Below are 16,495 nucleotides of genomic sequence, written 5' to 3' on the forward strand. Positions count from 1 at the left end.
GCCGCTATTTTTTTTTGTAAAAAAAGGACGAAGAGTTTTATCTCTTCGTCCTTTTTTATTACCCACGCCCAGCTTGAAACGATGGATATAACGTCATTCCACCATCTGCAAATAGCGTAATGCCCGTTACATAACTCGCCTCTGAAGAAACGAGCCAAGTTGCTACTGCTGCAATTTCTTCAGGGTTTCCAATATAGCCCATCGGTATCATACTTTCTACGTCAGCACGTTTTTTAGGATCAGCAAACTTTTCTGCATTAATCGGCGTATTAATTGCACCTGGTCCAATATTATTTACTCGAATACCTTTTGGCGCATATTCTAGCGCTAACGTTTCTGTCATCAGTTTAATACCACCCTTACTCGCTGCATAGTGCACAAATAGTGGCCACGGAATTTTCTCATGAACACTAGACATATTAATGACAGAACCTTTAATATCATGTTCTACAAAATATTTAATCGCTTCACGACTTCCTAAAAAAGCACCTGTTAAATTTGTATTAATTACCCTATTCCAATCTTCAAGCGGCATTTCATGCGACGGTACCGCGTTTTCTATCCCTGCATTATTAATCATAACGTCAAGCGTACCAAACTCTTTCACAGCAGATTGAATGAGATTCACAACATCTGATTCGACGGTTACATCACCTTTTACAGCAATCGCTTCGCCGCCTACCTTTTTAATTTCTTCTAACACATCATTCGCTTCTGATTCTCGTGAGCGATAATTAATAACCACTTTCGCTTTTTCCTTAGCAAACCTCACTCCCATCGCTCTTCCAAGACCAGTTGCTGATCCTGTAATAACGACAACTTTCCCTGCTAAATCACTATACATTTCCATACCTCCTTTAACTTTTGGCTATACCTAACATAATTCCGGCTGCGATAATAAAAACGATACCGACAACGATACCCGTTAATTGACGTTTCGTTTTCTTTTCCCCTAATATAAGGATCCCACCAAGCGTGGAAATAATAATTCCCATTTGCGATAGCGAGAAACTTGTTGCGACTCCAACACGCGGCTGCGAAATGAATAAAAACATATTTCCAGCTGCCCAAATTAATCCTGGAATAATATTTCGGATTGCATATTTATTAAATGGATGATGTTTAAAGGTAAGCAAAATCCCACCTAACACCATACCAACTGCTTGTGGCAACAAAGCTGACCAACCATCTACGTTAAATAGTCTAATCACTACTACGTAAACTAAATAGCCGACTGTTGAAATTAATAAAATTACGATACCTCTTTTAAAGTTTGCTGCTTGCTCTGCATTCTTTTCTTCTTCACTTTGAAGCGATGTTAAAATAACACCGATAATAATACAAACGAGCGCTAAAATCCCAAGGACGACCGATATTGTCGTGGACCATTCATGAAATACGATAACGCCAAATAAAGTCGTCGCGACTAATTGAAGTCCTGTTGAAATTGGCATCGTCCTCGAAACACCCATTAAATCAATACTTTTCAATTGATTTGCCTGACCAAGCGCCCAAAATAAACCTGACACAACTCCAACTCCGATAACGGTAGGTGTTAATACTGGCTTCATAAAAATATAAACAACAATTGAGAAAATAAGTGCTCCAAACGTTGTTCCGAGCGTTTGACTATACGGTCCCCCGCCCAGTTTTACGTTAAATAGCACAATACTTCCCCAAAATATAGCTGGTAAAATCGCTAAAAATATATCCATCACTCATTACCTTTCTTTACTAAATGCATAGGTTATCACTCTAAGTCATTAGAGTGAGCTTTTATTTTTTCTTTTTCCCGTTCACAAACTTTTTCTGCAATAGCGTCAGAAACATTCTTTTCTCGCTCCACTTTATTTATCTTTACGTGATCTAAATGGTCTTCCAAAGTAAGCGTAACTTTATCGTTCGGGGGATTATGCGCTCCTTGAAATGTAAGAAATTGTAGCTTCACTTCATACCTAGGAACAAATTCATCTTTCTTGCCGAGACGCTTTATATTTATGACTGAAGCACATTCATATTGATCTTCTGTCACTTGTCTAATAACTGAATAGTACCTATTTGATAATGCACTCTCTAAAAGCTGTTCTCTTGATTCTTTCGCGAAAGAATCACTTGGAGAAGAGAAAAAAGACGCACATAGCATTGTCATAACTACACATATTTTTTTCATAATTCCCTCCTTGTTCTATAGATTAGTGTTCTCAAAACTGCCATAAAAAAAACGACTTTCCCTATATAGGAAAGTCGTTTTAATGAATCCAATATTAACCACCGCTCACTGGTGGGATTAGTGCAACAACATCACCAGATTGGACCCTGTCATCTTCATTTGCATATTCTTCATTAATCGCAACCATAATTGGCTCTGAAACTGGTACATTATATTCGTTCGCAACAACATCTTTTAACTGTGCAACCGTAATATTTTCTTTCTCTATTTGTAATTCACTTGTCCCTGCTTCTTCTTGCAAGTGCGCAAATAACAATACTCGAATCATACTTATAGCTCCTTCCCAGGCTCTCCCGCCGGATATGGTGTTTTTTCTAATTGATCACCAATCCATGAGTCACCATCTTCCCAAAACTCCTTTTTCCAAATCGGAACAATTTGTTTTATGCGTTCCATAATATATTCGTTCGCTTCATAAGCCGCTTTACGGTGTGGTGTTGAAACAGCAACAACAACCGCTATATCAGAAATTTGCAACGTACCGATGCGATGTGTAATCGCAACGTGTGTACCTGGCCATTTCTCTTTCACTTCTAATCCGATTTTCTCTAGCATCTTTTCTGCCATCGTTTTATAAGCGACATATTCTAAGTATAATGTACGACGCCCTTTCGTAAACTCTCTAACCGTTCCAATAAATGTTGTAACAGCACCGCATTCACGTCGAATTACTTTCTTCGTTACCTCTTCAATCGAGATTTCTGTATCAATTACTTCATAATATGTATTTGTCATTTCGCACTCCTAACCGTTTGTAAAAACCAGTCTATGTACAACTCTTCTTCTGTTATATGAAATACTTTATATTCTTCTCGTATATTTACTGGGACATCATACCACGTAATAACCGCCACTATATTTTCTACTTTATGTAAAAGCTCAGCATCTTCCGCAGAACGAAGTAACACTACTTTCGGGTAGTTCTCTTTTTTATAGCCCTCTATTAAAATTGTATCCACTTTAAAAAACTCATATAAGCGAATAATTTCTTGCAAGGACCATTTCTTTCTTAGTGAAGAAAGTGAAAGTAATCCAGCACCTTCTACACTACTTACGACAGCACCAGCTTTACGGTGTCTTTCGCTATCTTTTTGCGCTACTTCTGGAAAACCTCCGTGCCCGTGATGTTTAATTGTAGCAACTTTCATTTCGCTTTCGGCTAATGCATGCACAATTTTCTCTACAAGTGTCGTTTTTCCGCTATTTTGATACCCTACTATTTGTAAGATTGAAGGGGCTTCGCCCATGGCCACTCACATCCCTCAGAGTGCTCTAACAATAATACGGATACTTTCATTCCGGTCTCAAATCCTCTCGTTCCTCCGGGTAACACGATAAAAGCATTCGCATCTGCAAGTGAAGATACCGCACTCGATTTATCTAAACCAACCGGCATCGCTTGTAACGCCCCATCCACAATTGTTACGTTCGCTCTTACGAAACGAGTAAATGGATTTGGCTTCGGAAAATCTTTTTGTAAAATAGCATCCGCTCTATATACGTGAGGTTCCTTCGCATACAAATACGTTTTTATAATTGGATGCACAAATAATTCAAAGCCTACATAACAAGCAGACGGATTTCCTGATAAACCAAAGAGTAACTTTCCATCAACTTCAGCTACTGTCGTTACACTTCCGGGCCTCATGGCTATCTTATTAAAGAGTACATTTGCCTGTAATCTTTCATAAATAGCTGGTAAGTAGTCATAATCTCCTACTGATACACCGCCTGTTGTAATTAAAATGTCGACCTCATCCATCGCTGATTGAACAGCTGTAAAACATGCATCTAACTCATCCGCGAGTTGACCATAATAACGAACTTTCCCGCCAGCTTTCATAATTTGAGCTGCGATCATATACGAGTTACTATTTCTAATTTTCCCCGGTTCTAACGGCTCATGTACTTCTAATAATTCACTTCCTGTCGTTACAATACCGACAACAGGCTGTTTTACAACTTTCACCGTGCTATATCCAAACGTTGCTAGTAAGGCCGCAACACCTGGATTAATTGCAACACCTTTCTTAACGAGAACTTGATTTTGTTTTATATCTTCTCCTTTAAACGACACATTGTCACCGTTATTAAAAGGGCGTTTTAACTTCACATATGTTTTCCCGTTCTTCTCAAACCCTTCTGTCAGCTCTAGCATTACGACTGCATTGCAATCTTCTGGAATAGCTGCTCCTGTCATAATGCGAATTGCTTCAAAAGCTCCTACTTCCTCTAAAAAAACGGAACCCGCCCCGATTTCTCCTATTACTTCAAATTCAACTGGATTCTCTTGAGTTGCTTCTTTCGTATCTTCTGCTCGAATGGCGAAACCATCGTAAGGGGAACGATCAAAATGAGGAACGTCATGATCTGAGACAACATCTTCCCCGAGAATTCTCCCGTAACTTTCCGTAATAGAAATTTCTTCTACTTCACCATGCTTCGCATATTTCATTACCCGTTCTACTGCCTCAGCAACTTGAATTGGAATTCGTTTTTCTACCATCGTTTCTCACCTCATATTTGCAATTTTTTTTATCTCGATTAAACTTTATATATTCAATAGAAATTACTTCAAGGAGGAATTCCATGTCTTCATTTACACATTTCAATGACCAAGGACGCGCAAAAATGGTTGATATAAGCGACAAAAAAGCAACCGTTCGAACAGCAATTGCGTGCTCTAGCATTGTCGTTACGAAAGAAATTTACGATAAAATCTCTCACAATGAAATTGGGAAAGGTGACGTATTAGCAGTTGCGCAAATCGCAGGCATTATGGCTGCGAAACGTACTTCTGATATTATCCCAATGTGCCACCCTTTATTATTAAAAGGTGTTGACGTTTCTTTCGATTGGAAACAATCAGAAGAACAATATCGTTTACTCATTGAAGTAAAAGTTAAAACAGAAGGTAGCACCGGTGTTGAAATGGAAGCTTTAACAGCTGCTTCCGCTACCGCTCTTACTGTGTATGATATGTGTAAAGCTGTCGATAAAGGTATGATTATCGGTGAAACGTACTTACTTGAAAAAACAGGTGGAAAAAGTGGAGATTATACGAGAAATTCATAATCCTCTCTCCGTTGAGCCTAAAGGGTTTCCTTTAGGTTCAACCTATATATCTTGCATATAAACTTTTCGCTACATTCATATCATTCGTCCCATGAATGAACGCCCTGCCATCTGTAAATAAAACAAAACGATATTCTTCTACCGGAAATGATAATAAATAAGGTGTCGCCTTTATCTCTACGCTTCTTTGTAAGCGTTTTTTAATTTCTTCTAAATTAAAACTCTTCCGCACACCCGGGCGAATTTGTACTGTATTCCGCCCACATAACACTTCTGTTTTCGTTTGTCCTTCAAATGTTAAACTCGGATATGTACGTAACCTTCCGCAAGATAAACAAGTATCTTTTTTCTGCCTATTCACTTTAAATGCCATCTGTTGATTATTCCAAAGATCAAACGATAACATCGTTTCACGAAGCGCACCAAAGTCTTCTACTAATATTTTCAGCGCTTCCGTAATTTGATGCGCAACTACTAATTGTACTGCCGGTTGTATAATACCAGCTGTGTCACATGTTGCACCGCTCGCTGGATGCTCCATTAAACAGCGAAAACACGGTGTTTTCCCTGGTAAAATTGTATACGTTACTCCGTAGCTTCCGACACACCCACCATATATCCACGGAATATTATACTTTTGTGAAATATCATTAATAAGAAGACGCGTTTCAAAATTATCTGTCGCATCTAATATTAAATCTACATCATTCACTAATTCTTCCATTTCTTGCACCGTTACATCCGTCACAACCGGATTTATTTCCACCTCAGAATTAATCGCTTTTAAATGTTCTGCAGCCGCTATCGCCTTCGGTTTATACTGCTTTGCATCTTCTTCTGTATATAGTTGTTGTCTTTGTAAATTACTCCATTCTACATAATCACGGTCAGCAATCGTTACTTTTCCAACACCTGCTCTAACAATCGCTTCTGCATTTGCCGCACCGAGAGCACCAGCACCAATAATAAGCACATGCTTCTCTCTTATTTTTCTCTGTCCTTCTTCTCCAACACCAGAAAATAATATTTGTCTTGAATATCGCTCCTGCATGCGATAGCCCCCTTTCTTATCCTCCTATATAAGACATTTCGATTTTCGGACGATTTTTTGCACTTTCTTCTGTTCGTTCATCCGAATACCTATCTTTTCTATTCATCCATACATCTTGTATAACACTTAATAACTCCTCATCCGAAAGATTTCCTCTAAGAAGTTCTCTTACATCCAAACCCTCTGTCGCAAATAAGCACGTATAAAACTTTCCATCTGCCGAAATTCTCGCCCTCGTACAAGAGACACAAAATGACTCAGAAACAGATGTAATAAAACCAACTTCAACATTTGTTCCAACGTACCGATATCGCTTCGCAACTTCACCAAAGTAATGCGCTTCAGCTGGCTCAAGTGGGTCCATCTTATGAATCATCTCAATCAATTCTCGTTTTGTAACGACTTGATCAAAATTCCACCCATTTGTACTACCAACATCCATAAACTCAATAAACCGAAGCGTGATTCCTTGCTCTTTAAAATACGCAGCCATCGGAAGTACTTGATGATCGTTCATCCCTTTTTTCACAACCATATTTACCTTTACTTCCAGCCCCGCCTCTTTAGCTGCTATAATTCCCTTAATTACCGGTTTCGTATTAATATTTCGACCATTAATATTCTTAAATATGTCGTCATCTATTGCATCTAAACTAACGTTCACTCTATGTAATCCAGCTTCTTTTAATGCCTTCGCTTGTTTCGTTAAATGTACAGCATTTGTCGTTAACCCTATATCTATTAGCCCATCAATTTTCACAAGACGTGCAATAAGTTTTGTTAAATCTTTACGAAGTAGTGGCTCACCGCCAGTAATTCTAATTTTTCGTACACCAATGTTAACAAATAATTTTGCCAAACGCTCAATTTCATCAAAAGTTAGTAAAAACTCATCTTTCAAAAAAGCATAATCTGACCCAAATATTTCCGCTGGCATACAATATGTACATCTAAAATTGCAACGATCAATGACAGATATACGTAAATCTTGAAGTGGGCGTCCAAAAAAATCTTTAACCATCTCCTGCATCGCCACCCTCCCTTTCTGCCAAATTTCTTTCTTTTCATTCTATTATAATATATTTTCGAACTGCGATGTTTTTGCTCAAGAGAATAATGTGAAACTTTAAATAATTAGAGGGGATCCACTCCCCTGGTTAACGAGGTTTACTTACAAATACAAAGATAAAAAAACCTTGAAACATAAAAGTTTCAAGGTTTTCTGCTTATTAACTTAATCTAATAATAGTTAGGGTAGCCCCTGGCGTTGCTGTAGATAATGTAGCTACTGCAACTACTCCAAATAACTGTAAGCTAACAGCGGCTCCAGCAGGCAAGTTAGCGATTATTGTTGCACTAAATGAACCAGTAGCCACTGTCGGGGCATTTATCGTTCCCGCAAGCGGACTGCCATTTACAGTTATACGAGAACTTACAAGTAAACCTGCCGTTAAATTAATTGTATAGGCTATATAATAGTTTCCTGCATTCGCAACTGTAAATACAGTATTTCCACCACTAACGGTTATTCCTGGGCCAATATTTTGATTGTTCGGTAACGGTACGTTCGTACCCCCTAATAAAACGGAAATAGCGGTTCCTGATGTATTATTCGCAAACGCATACGTTGCAGTTGTACTAACTCCAGTCGCCCCGGTCGCTCCAGTGGCTCCAGCTCCGGTTGGACCTGTATCACCAGTTGGACCTTGTGAACCGGTTGCTCCTGTAGCCCCCGTTGGACCTTGGATTCCTTGCGGGCCTTGAATTCCTTGGGGACCTTGAATTCCTTGGGGACCTTGAATCCCTTGTGGACCTGTAGCTCCGGTTGCTCCTGTAGCTCCCGTTGGACCTTGAATTCCTTGCGGGCCTTGAATTCCTTGTGGGCCTTGAATTCCTTGGGGACCTGTCGCTCCGGTTGCTCCTGTAACTCCCGTTGGACCTTGAATTCCTTGCGGGCCTTGAATTCCTTGGGGACCTTGTGGACCTGTCGCTCCAGTTGCTCCTGTAGCTCCCGTTGGACCTTGAATTCCTTGCGGGCCTTGAATTCCTTGTGGGCCTTGTGGGCCGGTCGGACCTATCTCTCCTTGCGGACCTTGGATTCCCTGTGGGCCTTGTGCCCCGGTTGCCCCTGTCGCTCCTTGGATTCCTTGAGGACCTTGTGGACCTTGAATTCCTTGGGAGCCGGTTGGACCTATGTCGCCTTGTGGGCCTTGAATTCCTTGGGGACCTTGTGCTCCAGTTGCCCCCGTTACTCCTTGGATTCCTTGGGGACCTTGAATACCCTGTGGACCAGTTGGACCTATCTCTCCTTGAACACCTTGGATTCCTTGCGGGCCCTGTAAACCCGTCACTCCGGTTGCTCCCGTTGCTCCTGTTGCTCCTGTCACTCCAGTTGAGCCTGTCGCCCCGGTATCTCCTGTTACTCCTGTCGCACCTGTTGCTCCTGTCGGGCCAGGTGGTCCACCTGATGGACCTGTCACTCCTGCCGGACCTGATGGCCCCGTTGGGCCGGTCGGTCCTGCTGGTCCTCCTGACGGGCCAGTCACCCCTGTTGGACCGGTTACTCCTGTTGGACCGGTAGTTCCTTCTCCCGTCGCTCCGGTTGCCCCCGTATCTCCTGTTGCTCCCGTCGGACCTTGCACTCCTTGAATTCCTTGTGGTCCTTGCACTCCTTGTGCACCTGTTGCTCCTTGAATCCCTTGTATTCCCTGCACTCCTTGTGCGCCCATCGGACCTGTTGGACCAATCGCCCCTTGTATTCCTTGCACTCCTTGGGGCCCCTCTGGACCGGTTGCTCCTATTTCCCCTTGTATCCCTTGAATTCCAGTTGCTCCTTGTGCTCCAGTTGCTCCCGTTATCCCTTGCACACCTTGTATTCCCTGTATTCCTTGTGGACCTTGTGGGCCGGTTGCTCCTTGCACTCCTTGAATGCCTTGTATTCCCTGAGGACCCTCTGGCCCCGTTGCTCCAACTGGCCCTTGAACACCTTGTATTCCTTGCGGGCCCTGCAGTCCCTCTGGGCCTTCTGGGCCGGTTGGACCTATCTCTCCTTGTATCCCTTGGATTCCAGTTGGACCTTGTGACCCAGTCGGACCTATGTCACCTTGCGGACCTTGGATTCCCTGTGGGCCTTGTGCTCCTGTTCCCCCTGTCGCTCCTTGGATTCCTTGAGAACCTTGTGGGCCTTGAATTCCTTGTGGGCCAGTTGGACCTATGTCGCCTTGTGGGCCTTGAATCCCTTGCGGACCTTGATCTCCTGTGGCCCCCGTTACTCCTTGAATTCCTTGGGGACCTTGAACACCTTGTGGCCCTGTTGGACCTATCTCTCCCTGCACACCTTGGATTCCTTGCGGACCCTGTAAACCCGTCACTCCGGTTGCTCCCGTTTCTCCTGTCGCTCCTGTCACTCCAGTTGAGCCTGTCGCCCCAGTATCTCCTGTTACTCCTGTCGCCCCGGTTGCTCCTGTCGGGCCAGGTGGTCCACCAGATGGACCAGTTACTCCCGCCGGACCTGATGGCCCCGTTGGGCCGGTCGGTCCTGCTGGTCCTCCAGACGGGCCTGTTACCCCTGTTGGACCAGTTACTCCTGTTGGGCCTGTAGTGCCTTCCCCTGTCGCCCCAGTTGCTCCCATATCTCCTGTTGCCCCCGTCGGACCTTGGATTCCTTGAATTCCTTGTGGACCTTGCACTCCTTGTGCACCCGTCGCTCCTTGAATTCCTTGTACTCCTTGCACTCCTTGTGGCCCCATCGGACCGGTTGGACCAATCGCCCCTTGAGCACCTTGCACTCCTTGTGGCCCCTCTGGACCCGTTGCTCCTATTTCCCCTTGTATCCCTTGAATTCCAGTTGCTCCTTGTACTCCTGTTGCTCCCGTTATCCCTTGCACACCTTGTATTCCCTGAATTCCTTGTGGGCCTTGTGGGCCTGTTGCTCCTACCTGTCCTTGAATGCCTTGTATCCCCTGTGGACCCTCTGGACCCGTCGCTCCAACTGGCCCTGGCACACCTTGTATTCCTTGCGGGCCCTGCAGTCCCTCTGGTCCTTCTGGACCTGTTGGTCCTATATCACCCATCGGACCTTGTATCCCTTGAACTCCCTGTGGCCCTGTTTCTCCTGATGGCCCTGGTACTCCTTGTATACCTTGTGGACCTTGATCTCCTGTGGCCCCTGTTACCCCTTGTGGCCCTATAACCCCCTGTATACCTTGTGGACCTTGATCTCCTGTTGCTCCCGTTGCCCCTTGAATACCTTGAACTCCTTGTATTCCTTGTTCACCAGTTACTCCCGTCGGACCAGGAATACCTTGAATACCCTGCGAACCTTCTGGACCTGTTGGCCCAATTGGTCCTTGAATCCCTTGGATTCCTTGCAAGCCCTGTGCTCCCGTACTTCCAGTCGGACCTGTACTTCCCGTTGCTCCTGTTACCCCTGTACTTCCTGTAGCCCCAGTATTCCCCGTTGCTCCAGTCGCACCTGTACTTCCACTCGGTCCACCACCTGGACCTGTCGCACCAGTCGGCCCCGTCGGACCAGGAGGTCCTCCAGATGGTCCAGTTATTCCAGTTGGACCTGTTATTCCAGTCGGGCCTGTTATCCCCTGACCAGTTGCTCCAGTCGCTCCGGTTGCACCTGTATTTCCACTCGGTCCTGGTGTTCCTTGTATCCCTTGTGCTCCTTGTATTCCTTGTGGACCAGTCGCACCCGGTAACCCTTGGACGCCTTGAATTCCTTGAGATCCCTCAGGTCCCGTCGCTCCAATTGGCCCCTGTAATCCCTGTATCCCTTGTATACCTTGTGCCCCAGTCGCTCCCGTTGGACCAATCGGACCTTGTAGCCCTTGCACACCCCCCGGTCCTGTCGCTCCAGTTTCTCCTTGTGGTCCTCTCAATCCTTGTGGCCCCTGCTGTCCTTCTGGTCCAGTTGCACCTATTGGACCAACTGATCCTTGTATCCCTTGCACACCTTGAGGTCCTGTCGGGCCCATCTCCCCCATCGGACCTTGTAATCCTCTTGGTCCTTGAGGTCCTGTTGGGCCTTGTGGACCGGTTGGACCAGTAATCCCTATACCTGTAAATCCAGTTGGAACAGGGGGGAAAGTAGGCCCAATAAGTTCTGGTGGAATTCTAAAATTAGAGCTTAACGAATTTTGCTTCCGATTATTATCACGATTCTTCACACTTTCACCACCTACAAACCGTCTTTTTCATAATAAATAAGCCTCTTCTTAATCTATTTACAAAAATAATTTCCAAGACTATTTTTATTTTAAATAATAAAAACTCCCTTAATTCCTTAAGGGAGTCCTGCAATTGAATCCATATTATCTGTATTAGGGACAGCTTGTGCTATACCCGATGTATTTACACTTTGCCCCATATTTGTTCCTGTTACAGTACCAGCAGGAGTACCTCTTGTATATGTTGTCGTCACCGAATCACCTGGCTGTAAACAAAGCTTCGTCTCCGTCCCTATTACTGTAACAACATCAATCCAAGTGCACCCCATTGAACCACTATATGATTTCGAAGCAGTAAATGAAGTATCACTCAAATTATCACCGGTAAATATATTCCCAGTGTTATTCACAATAACAAATTCTTTTATATGAGCAGGCATAATTACACTCTACCTTTCCTCTATGAACCTAATGTACGTGTACTTGTTGCTAACGGCGGAAGAAACACTGATGTTCTAATGACTGCTTCTGGCTGTCTTTTCCCATTTAAAAAAATAGCCGCACTCGACCCTCCAGCACCTGCATATACTTTTGCTACAGCTAAAGGCGAGATATCATAACAGTCGCCGACATTAACAGCTCCTGTATTATTCATAATTTTTACTTTACGCAAATTAATCCCCATTTACCCCTCCTCCTTTTTATACTGTATGCAAAAGAAAAAAACTTGAAACAGACTCGTTTCAAGTTTTTAACTATTAACTATTTCGTTTCACCTTCATATTGAAGCATACCGCCAACCATATTCACTGTTTTAAATCCTTGCTCATTTAAATAATGACATACATTTTCACTGCGCATTCCTGAACGACAAATAAAGATATATTCATTCTCTTTATTAAAGAAATCTACTTTATGTGGGATATCGCCCATTTTAATATGTACAGCTTCTGGAATCTTTCCTGCCGCTACTTCTTCATCTTCTCTTACGTCTACTAAAAATAACGTTTCTCCATTTTCTAAACGCTCTTGTACCTCTTCTGTAGTAATTGTTTTAACTTCTGTCATATGTAGTTCCTCCTTATATACAATAAAACCTTTAGTTTCTTTTTCACAAACATTCTCTACCAATTTTAGCACGCAAAAGAAAGAACGCAAAGAATCGAAAAACTATTTCTCAATTTTCTCGCAAAACTTATTCTTTACAAACATAACTCTTGCATTGTATCCTCAATATACTTGTCTTATGAAAGGAGCCAATGAAAATGACACTTTCCCTTTTCATAATGGGCATCATTTTCTTAATCGCTGCAATTATTACTCTTAGTATGAAAAATACTAAAAAAATAAAATCACCCCAAGAAATGTCATTCTTATTTCTATTGCTTAGTATCGCATTCTTCGGTATAGCAATTGCCACATATATTTTCCGTCTACAAATCATGTAAAAAAAGGTGCCTACTACAAACATTGCACCTTTTCCCCATCATTTGTCTTCTAAACAAAACTAGATACTTTCCGATTTAAAAATTCATAAACTTTCTTTTCAAATAAATGAATATCAAATGCTCCCGCCATATGCCCATTTATACTTTCTATCTCATACACTTCCGCATACTTCCCTTGTTTTTGCAAAATATCTACCATTTTATAGTTGTAACGAGACGGCTGAAGCAAATCTTGTTTACATGGAATCATAAGTACATTCGCTTCTATGTTAGAAAGAGATTCTTCTAATGAAGAAAAACCATGTGCAATATCATGCAATAAAACTGCCTTTGCAGTATACATCCATGAATTTGCATCTACTAACTCTATACTTCTATATGTCGCTTTATTTATCTCTTTTTCAAATGATGTTAGTGTAGAAAACTTTTCATAAGGTTCTATCTCTATACTATTACGAGGAAATGCCATTTCATAAAAATGCTCATCAAACGCGTTCATAAACATCATTCTATTTGCTAAATGAAGCCCCTTTATCGGCTGCTCTTCTCCATATTTTCCACCTTTCCAACTTGGATCCAGTTGAATTGCTTCAATCGCATTTTGCGCTACGTTTACTGACGTAATAATTGGATTTTGTGGGTTCGTAATAACGCCAATCATCCGCTCTACCATATGTGGATAGTGAACCGCCCATTGTTGTGCAATCATTCCCCCTGCCGACGGTCCAATTACAGCGTGTAACCTTGAAATTCCCATACCTTTTATTAACTCATATTGCATACGAGCTACATCAAGAAATGTAAAAACCGGAAAATCCATAGCATATTCTTCTCCAGTTTCTGGATTAATCGATTTCGGTCCTGTTGTAATCACATATGGATTTCTCACCTGCACATTACAAAGATTATCTGTACATATAACAAAATACTTATTTGTATCAATTGCTTTTCCAGGTCCAATGAGCCCATCCCACCAACCAGACTCCTCATCATGCACTGTATATTTTCCTGCCGCATGACTTGTTGCACTAAAATAATGACAAACCAAAATCACATTTGACCTTTCTCTATTTACCGTACCATATGTCTCGTATCCCATTTGAACAGGAATTTCCCTGCCATTTTCAAACGTAAACCCTTTTAAAACAAACTTCTCCTTTTTTACAATTTGCACAGATTCTCCCTCTTCCCGTTATAGTATGAACTGCTTACTAAAGATTTTTTTCCATGCAAACTAATCTCCTTCTTCTTTTCATAAATAAATGAATAATATACAAAATTAGCCACAAAATAGCACTATATTACAAGATTAAAGAGGGTATACACATGATTTTGAATTGGTTACGTAAGAAAAAAAAATCAAATAAACCAGAAGCAAACGAAACAGATAATCAGGAGCAGCATTCTAACAATGAAGAGGATGATAACAAAGAACAGACTAGAAGTATGAAACATAATAAAGGTAAAAATCACGAACAAAAAGATTCTTCTCAGGATACGCAACAAAGTGCTAAACAGGAGGACTCGTCTCAAGATAAACAACAAAGCGATAAACAAGAGGATTCCTCTCAAGGTAAGCAACAAAACGATAAACAAGAGGATCCCTCTCAGAATAAACAACAAAGCTCTAAACAAGAGGATTCCTCTCAGGATAAGCAACAAAGCGATAAACCAGAGGATTCTTCTCAGGATAAGCAACAAAGTGCTAAACAAGAGGATTCTTCTCAGGATAAGCAACAACACTCTAAACAGGAGGATTCCTCTCAAGATAAGCAACAAAGTGCTAAACAAGAGGATTCCTCTCAGGATAAGCAACAAAACTCTAAACAAGATGACTCTTCTCAGGATAAGCAACAAAACTCTAAGCAGGAGGATTCCTCTCAAGATAAGCAACAAAGTACTAAACAAGAGGATTCCTCTCAAGATAAACAACAAGGTGCTAAACAAGGTGATTCGTCTCAAGATAAACAACAAAACGCTAAGCAAGATGAACCTTCTCAAAGTAAGCAACAACACTCTAAAGGTAATAGTATTTATGATTTTACGAAACCAGAAAAAGACCGTATCCATTCTTTACAAAATTTAATAGAGAAGCTGAAAAAATCTAGTGATTTTGTGAATTATCATACATCCGACGATGAAACGATGCCTTATTGGATTTCTTACTATCGTCCTTCGCTTGATGGAGAGAAATTACAAAAATATTTAATGCCTACTCTTTTGGAACGACCTAATGCTTCACTAGAAGAGCTGAAAGAACATATTCCAATGAGCGGCATTACAATTACGAACGACTTACAAAAAATTGAGGATATGGTTTTAAAGGGGCATGCGATTATTCAATTGAATCAGCAAGATCAAAAATGTATGCTTGCAAACATTGCAATTGATAATTATCGTGCACCAACCCCTCCTTTAAACGAATCAACTGTTATTGGTCCGCAAGAAGGTTTCGTAGAGGATATTGATACAAACATTAATTTAGTTCGAAAACGTCTTCCTGTTTTAGATTTACAAACAAAAGAAATGATTATTGGCGAGTTTTCCAAAACAAAAGTTGTCATGATGTATTTAGACAACCTTGCTGAAAAAGATAATGTAGATTTTCTAGAAGAGTCATTACGCGCTCTTGAATATGATCAAATTAATGATAGTGCTTATTTACAAGAATTAATGGGTGAAAAATCGATTTTCCCTCTCTATATCAATACAGAACGTACTGATAGAGTTACAAAAGCACTAATTGATGGAAAAATCGCTATTTTCGTTGATGGTTCTCCAAGTGTTTTACTAACACCTGTATCCTATTTCGATTTTTTCATTTCACCAGAAGACTATAACGTCTCCTGGATGTACGCTACATTTTCAAGGATTTTAAGATTAATTGCCGTTCTATTTTCAATTTGCGCTACACCGTTATACGTTGCAGTTTTAAATTATCATTATGAACTTATTCCAAGTGATTTACTTGAAACTTTGATTTTATCAAGGGCACAAGTACCATTCCCACCTTTAATTGAAGCGCTCTTTTTAGAACTTGCAATTGATTTATTAAGAGAAGCCGGCGCAAGGTTACCGATGAAAGTCGGGCAAACACTCGGTATTGTAGGCGGTATCGTAATCGGGCAAGCATCTGTACAAGCTGGGTTAACGAGTAACATTTTATTAATTATCGTTGCACTATCAGCACTCGCTTCCTTTATTACACCTATTTATAAAATGGGTAATGCCGTTCGATTACTACGCTTCCCGTTTCTCATATTTGCAGAAATAGGTGGATTGTTCGGTATTTCTCTTGGATTTATCTTTTTATTTACTCATCTATTTAGACTTACTTCCTTACGTAAGCCGTACGCTTTGTTTTACCCGACAAGGCAACAATCAGTTAAAGATTCTTGGATCCGTTTTCCATTAACAATGATTGATACAAGAGATGTGCAAGCAAGACCACAACATGTAAAAAAAGCTGCGAAAGGAATTTCAACAAAACATAGATCGGATTTTGATGATTAAG

17 protein-coding genes are annotated in these 16,495 nt (G+C 41.4%); 3 read left to right on the forward strand and 14 right to left on the reverse strand.

Annotated features, from left to right (window positions below; genetic code table 11):
• Positions 1-58: 58 nt before the first annotated feature.
• The 7 genes from BLT20_RS15460 to glp all read right to left on the reverse strand — a co-directional run bounded on the left by BLT20_RS15460 (position 59) and on the right by glp (position 4,736).
• Positions 59-844: a glucose 1-dehydrogenase gene (locus BLT20_RS15460; protein ID WP_000286675.1), complete on the reverse strand. Its 786-nt coding sequence runs from the start codon at positions 842-844 to the stop codon at positions 59-61.
• Positions 845-857: 13 nt separating this feature from the next.
• Positions 858-1,715: a glucose uptake protein GlcU gene (glcU, locus tag BLT20_RS15465; RefSeq protein WP_000350861.1), complete on the reverse strand. Its 858-nt coding sequence runs from the start codon at positions 1,713-1,715 to the stop codon at positions 858-860.
• Between the two features lie 35 nt (positions 1,716-1,750).
• Positions 1,751-2,170: a DUF3888 domain-containing protein gene (locus BLT20_RS15470; RefSeq protein WP_000717686.1), complete on the reverse strand. Its 420-nt coding sequence runs from the start codon at positions 2,168-2,170 to the stop codon at positions 1,751-1,753.
• A gap of 94 nt (positions 2,171-2,264) precedes the next feature.
• Complete coding sequence (gene moaD / locus BLT20_RS15475) at positions 2,265-2,498, reverse strand: molybdopterin converting factor subunit 1 (protein ID WP_000621778.1); 234 nt, start codon at positions 2,496-2,498, stop codon at positions 2,265-2,267.
• A 2-nt stretch (positions 2,499-2,500) separates the two neighbouring features.
• Positions 2,501-2,965, reverse strand: coding sequence for a molybdopterin synthase catalytic subunit MoaE (moaE, locus tag BLT20_RS15480; RefSeq protein ID WP_000185942.1), 465 nt, complete (start codon positions 2,963-2,965; stop codon positions 2,501-2,503).
• The gene (mobB, locus tag BLT20_RS15485) at positions 2,962-3,477 is read right to left on the reverse strand and encodes a molybdopterin-guanine dinucleotide biosynthesis protein B (protein ID WP_000503325.1); all 516 of its coding nucleotides are present in this window, start codon (positions 3,475-3,477) and stop codon (positions 2,962-2,964) included. The genes moaE and mobB overlap by 4 nt, the downstream gene beginning before the upstream one ends.
• A complete protein-coding gene (gene glp, locus BLT20_RS15490) occupies positions 3,447-4,736 on the reverse strand; it encodes a molybdopterin molybdotransferase MoeA (RefSeq protein WP_000229692.1) in 1,290 nt (429 codons plus the stop codon). Before glp ends, mobB begins: the two co-directional genes overlap by 31 nt.
• Positions 4,737-4,819: 83 nt before the next feature.
• Here glp and moaC point away from each other — a divergent pair, with 83 nt between their 5' ends.
• Entirely contained in the window at positions 4,820-5,305 is a 486-nt protein-coding gene (moaC, locus tag BLT20_RS15495) for a cyclic pyranopterin monophosphate synthase MoaC (RefSeq protein WP_000094146.1), read from the forward strand.
• 37 nt (positions 5,306-5,342) lie between these two features.
• Here moaC and BLT20_RS15500 read toward each other — a convergent pair whose 3' ends face one another.
• From BLT20_RS15500 to BLT20_RS15530, 6 genes are all read right to left on the reverse strand, one after another.
• On the reverse strand, positions 5,343-6,356 hold the full coding sequence (locus BLT20_RS15500) for a molybdopterin-synthase adenylyltransferase MoeB (RefSeq protein ID WP_001158099.1): 1,014 nt from the start codon (positions 6,354-6,356) through the stop codon (positions 5,343-5,345).
• Between the two features lie 16 nt (positions 6,357-6,372).
• The gene (gene moaA / locus BLT20_RS15505) at positions 6,373-7,386 is read right to left on the reverse strand and encodes a GTP 3',8-cyclase MoaA (protein WP_001157119.1); all 1,014 of its coding nucleotides are present in this window, start codon (positions 7,384-7,386) and stop codon (positions 6,373-6,375) included.
• Between the two features lie 199 nt (positions 7,387-7,585).
• Positions 7,586-11,533: a BclA-related collagen-like exosporium protein gene (locus BLT20_RS15515; protein WP_089030279.1), complete on the reverse strand. Its 3,948-nt coding sequence runs from the start codon at positions 11,531-11,533 to the stop codon at positions 7,586-7,588.
• 116 nt (positions 11,534-11,649) lie between these two features.
• Positions 11,650-11,973 (reverse strand): hypothetical protein, encoded by a 324-nt coding sequence (locus BLT20_RS15520; protein WP_001110855.1) that lies wholly within the window; start codon positions 11,971-11,973, stop codon positions 11,650-11,652.
• Positions 11,974-11,993: 20 nt separating this feature from the next.
• Positions 11,994-12,218, reverse strand: coding sequence for a spore germination protein (locus tag BLT20_RS15525; RefSeq protein ID WP_000512468.1), 225 nt, complete (start codon positions 12,216-12,218; stop codon positions 11,994-11,996).
• Positions 12,219-12,295: 77 nt separating this feature from the next.
• Entirely contained in the window at positions 12,296-12,601 is a 306-nt protein-coding gene (locus tag BLT20_RS15530; RefSeq protein ID WP_000141207.1) for a rhodanese-like domain-containing protein, read from the reverse strand.
• Positions 12,602-12,798: 197 nt separating this feature from the next.
• Between BLT20_RS15530 and BLT20_RS15535 the strand changes: the two genes are divergently transcribed.
• The gene (locus tag BLT20_RS15535; RefSeq protein ID WP_000175905.1) at positions 12,799-12,981 is read left to right on the forward strand and encodes a hypothetical protein; all 183 of its coding nucleotides are present in this window, start codon (positions 12,799-12,801) and stop codon (positions 12,979-12,981) included.
• A 49-nt stretch (positions 12,982-13,030) separates the two neighbouring features.
• Here BLT20_RS15535 and BLT20_RS15540 read toward each other — a convergent pair whose 3' ends face one another.
• Positions 13,031-14,155, reverse strand: coding sequence for a homoserine O-acetyltransferase family protein (locus BLT20_RS15540; RefSeq protein ID WP_001167645.1), 1,125 nt, complete (start codon positions 14,153-14,155; stop codon positions 13,031-13,033).
• A gap of 152 nt (positions 14,156-14,307) precedes the next feature.
• On the opposite strand from BLT20_RS15540, the gene BLT20_RS15545 reads away from it, so the two are divergent.
• Positions 14,308-16,494, forward strand: a complete 2,187-nt coding sequence (locus BLT20_RS15545; RefSeq protein WP_000602746.1) for a spore germination protein — start codon at positions 14,308-14,310, stop codon at positions 16,492-16,494.
• Position 16,495: the final 1 nt, after the last annotated feature.

The sequence above is a fragment of the Bacillus sp. cl96 genome (assembly GCF_900100505.1).
Classification (GTDB): domain Bacteria; phylum Bacillota; class Bacilli; order Bacillales; family Bacillaceae_G; genus Bacillus_A; species Bacillus_A cereus.

Coding starts and splice junctions, on each gene's coding strand:
- BLT20_RS15520 (WP_001110855.1), bottom strand. CDS start 11,973: ATGCCTGCTCATATAAAAGAATTTGTTATTGTGAATAACACTGGGAAT.
- BLT20_RS15470 (WP_000717686.1), bottom strand. CDS start 2,170: ATGAAAAAAATATGTGTAGTTATGACAATGCTATGTGCGTCTTTTTTC.
- mobB (WP_000503325.1), bottom strand. CDS start 3,477: ATGGGCGAAGCCCCTTCAATCTTACAAATAGTAGGGTATCAAAATAGC.
- moaC (WP_000094146.1), top strand. CDS start 4,820: ATGTCTTCATTTACACATTTCAATGACCAAGGACGCGCAAAAATGGTT.
- BLT20_RS15535 (WP_000175905.1), top strand. CDS start 12,799: ATGACACTTTCCCTTTTCATAATGGGCATCATTTTCTTAATCGCTGCA.
- moaE (WP_000185942.1), bottom strand. CDS start 2,965: ATGACAAATACATATTATGAAGTAATTGATACAGAAATCTCGATTGAA.
- glcU (WP_000350861.1), bottom strand. CDS start 1,715: ATGGATATATTTTTAGCGATTTTACCAGCTATATTTTGGGGAAGTATT.
- BLT20_RS15545 (WP_000602746.1), top strand. CDS start 14,308: ATGATTTTGAATTGGTTACGTAAGAAAAAAAAATCAAATAAACCAGAA.
- BLT20_RS15525 (WP_000512468.1), bottom strand. CDS start 12,218: ATGGGGATTAATTTGCGTAAAGTAAAAATTATGAATAATACAGGAGCT.
- BLT20_RS15460 (WP_000286675.1), bottom strand. CDS start 844: ATGTATAGTGATTTAGCAGGGAAAGTTGTCGTTATTACAGGATCAGCA.
- BLT20_RS15500 (WP_001158099.1), bottom strand. CDS start 6,356: ATGCAGGAGCGATATTCAAGACAAATATTATTTTCTGGTGTTGGAGAA.
- moaA (WP_001157119.1), bottom strand. CDS start 7,386: ATGCAGGAGATGGTTAAAGATTTTTTTGGACGCCCACTTCAAGATTTA.
- BLT20_RS15530 (WP_000141207.1), bottom strand. CDS start 12,601: ATGACAGAAGTTAAAACAATTACTACAGAAGAGGTACAAGAGCGTTTA.
- glp (WP_000229692.1), bottom strand. CDS start 4,736: ATGGTAGAAAAACGAATTCCAATTCAAGTTGCTGAGGCAGTAGAACGG.
- moaD (WP_000621778.1), bottom strand. CDS start 2,498: ATGATTCGAGTATTGTTATTTGCGCACTTGCAAGAAGAAGCAGGGACA.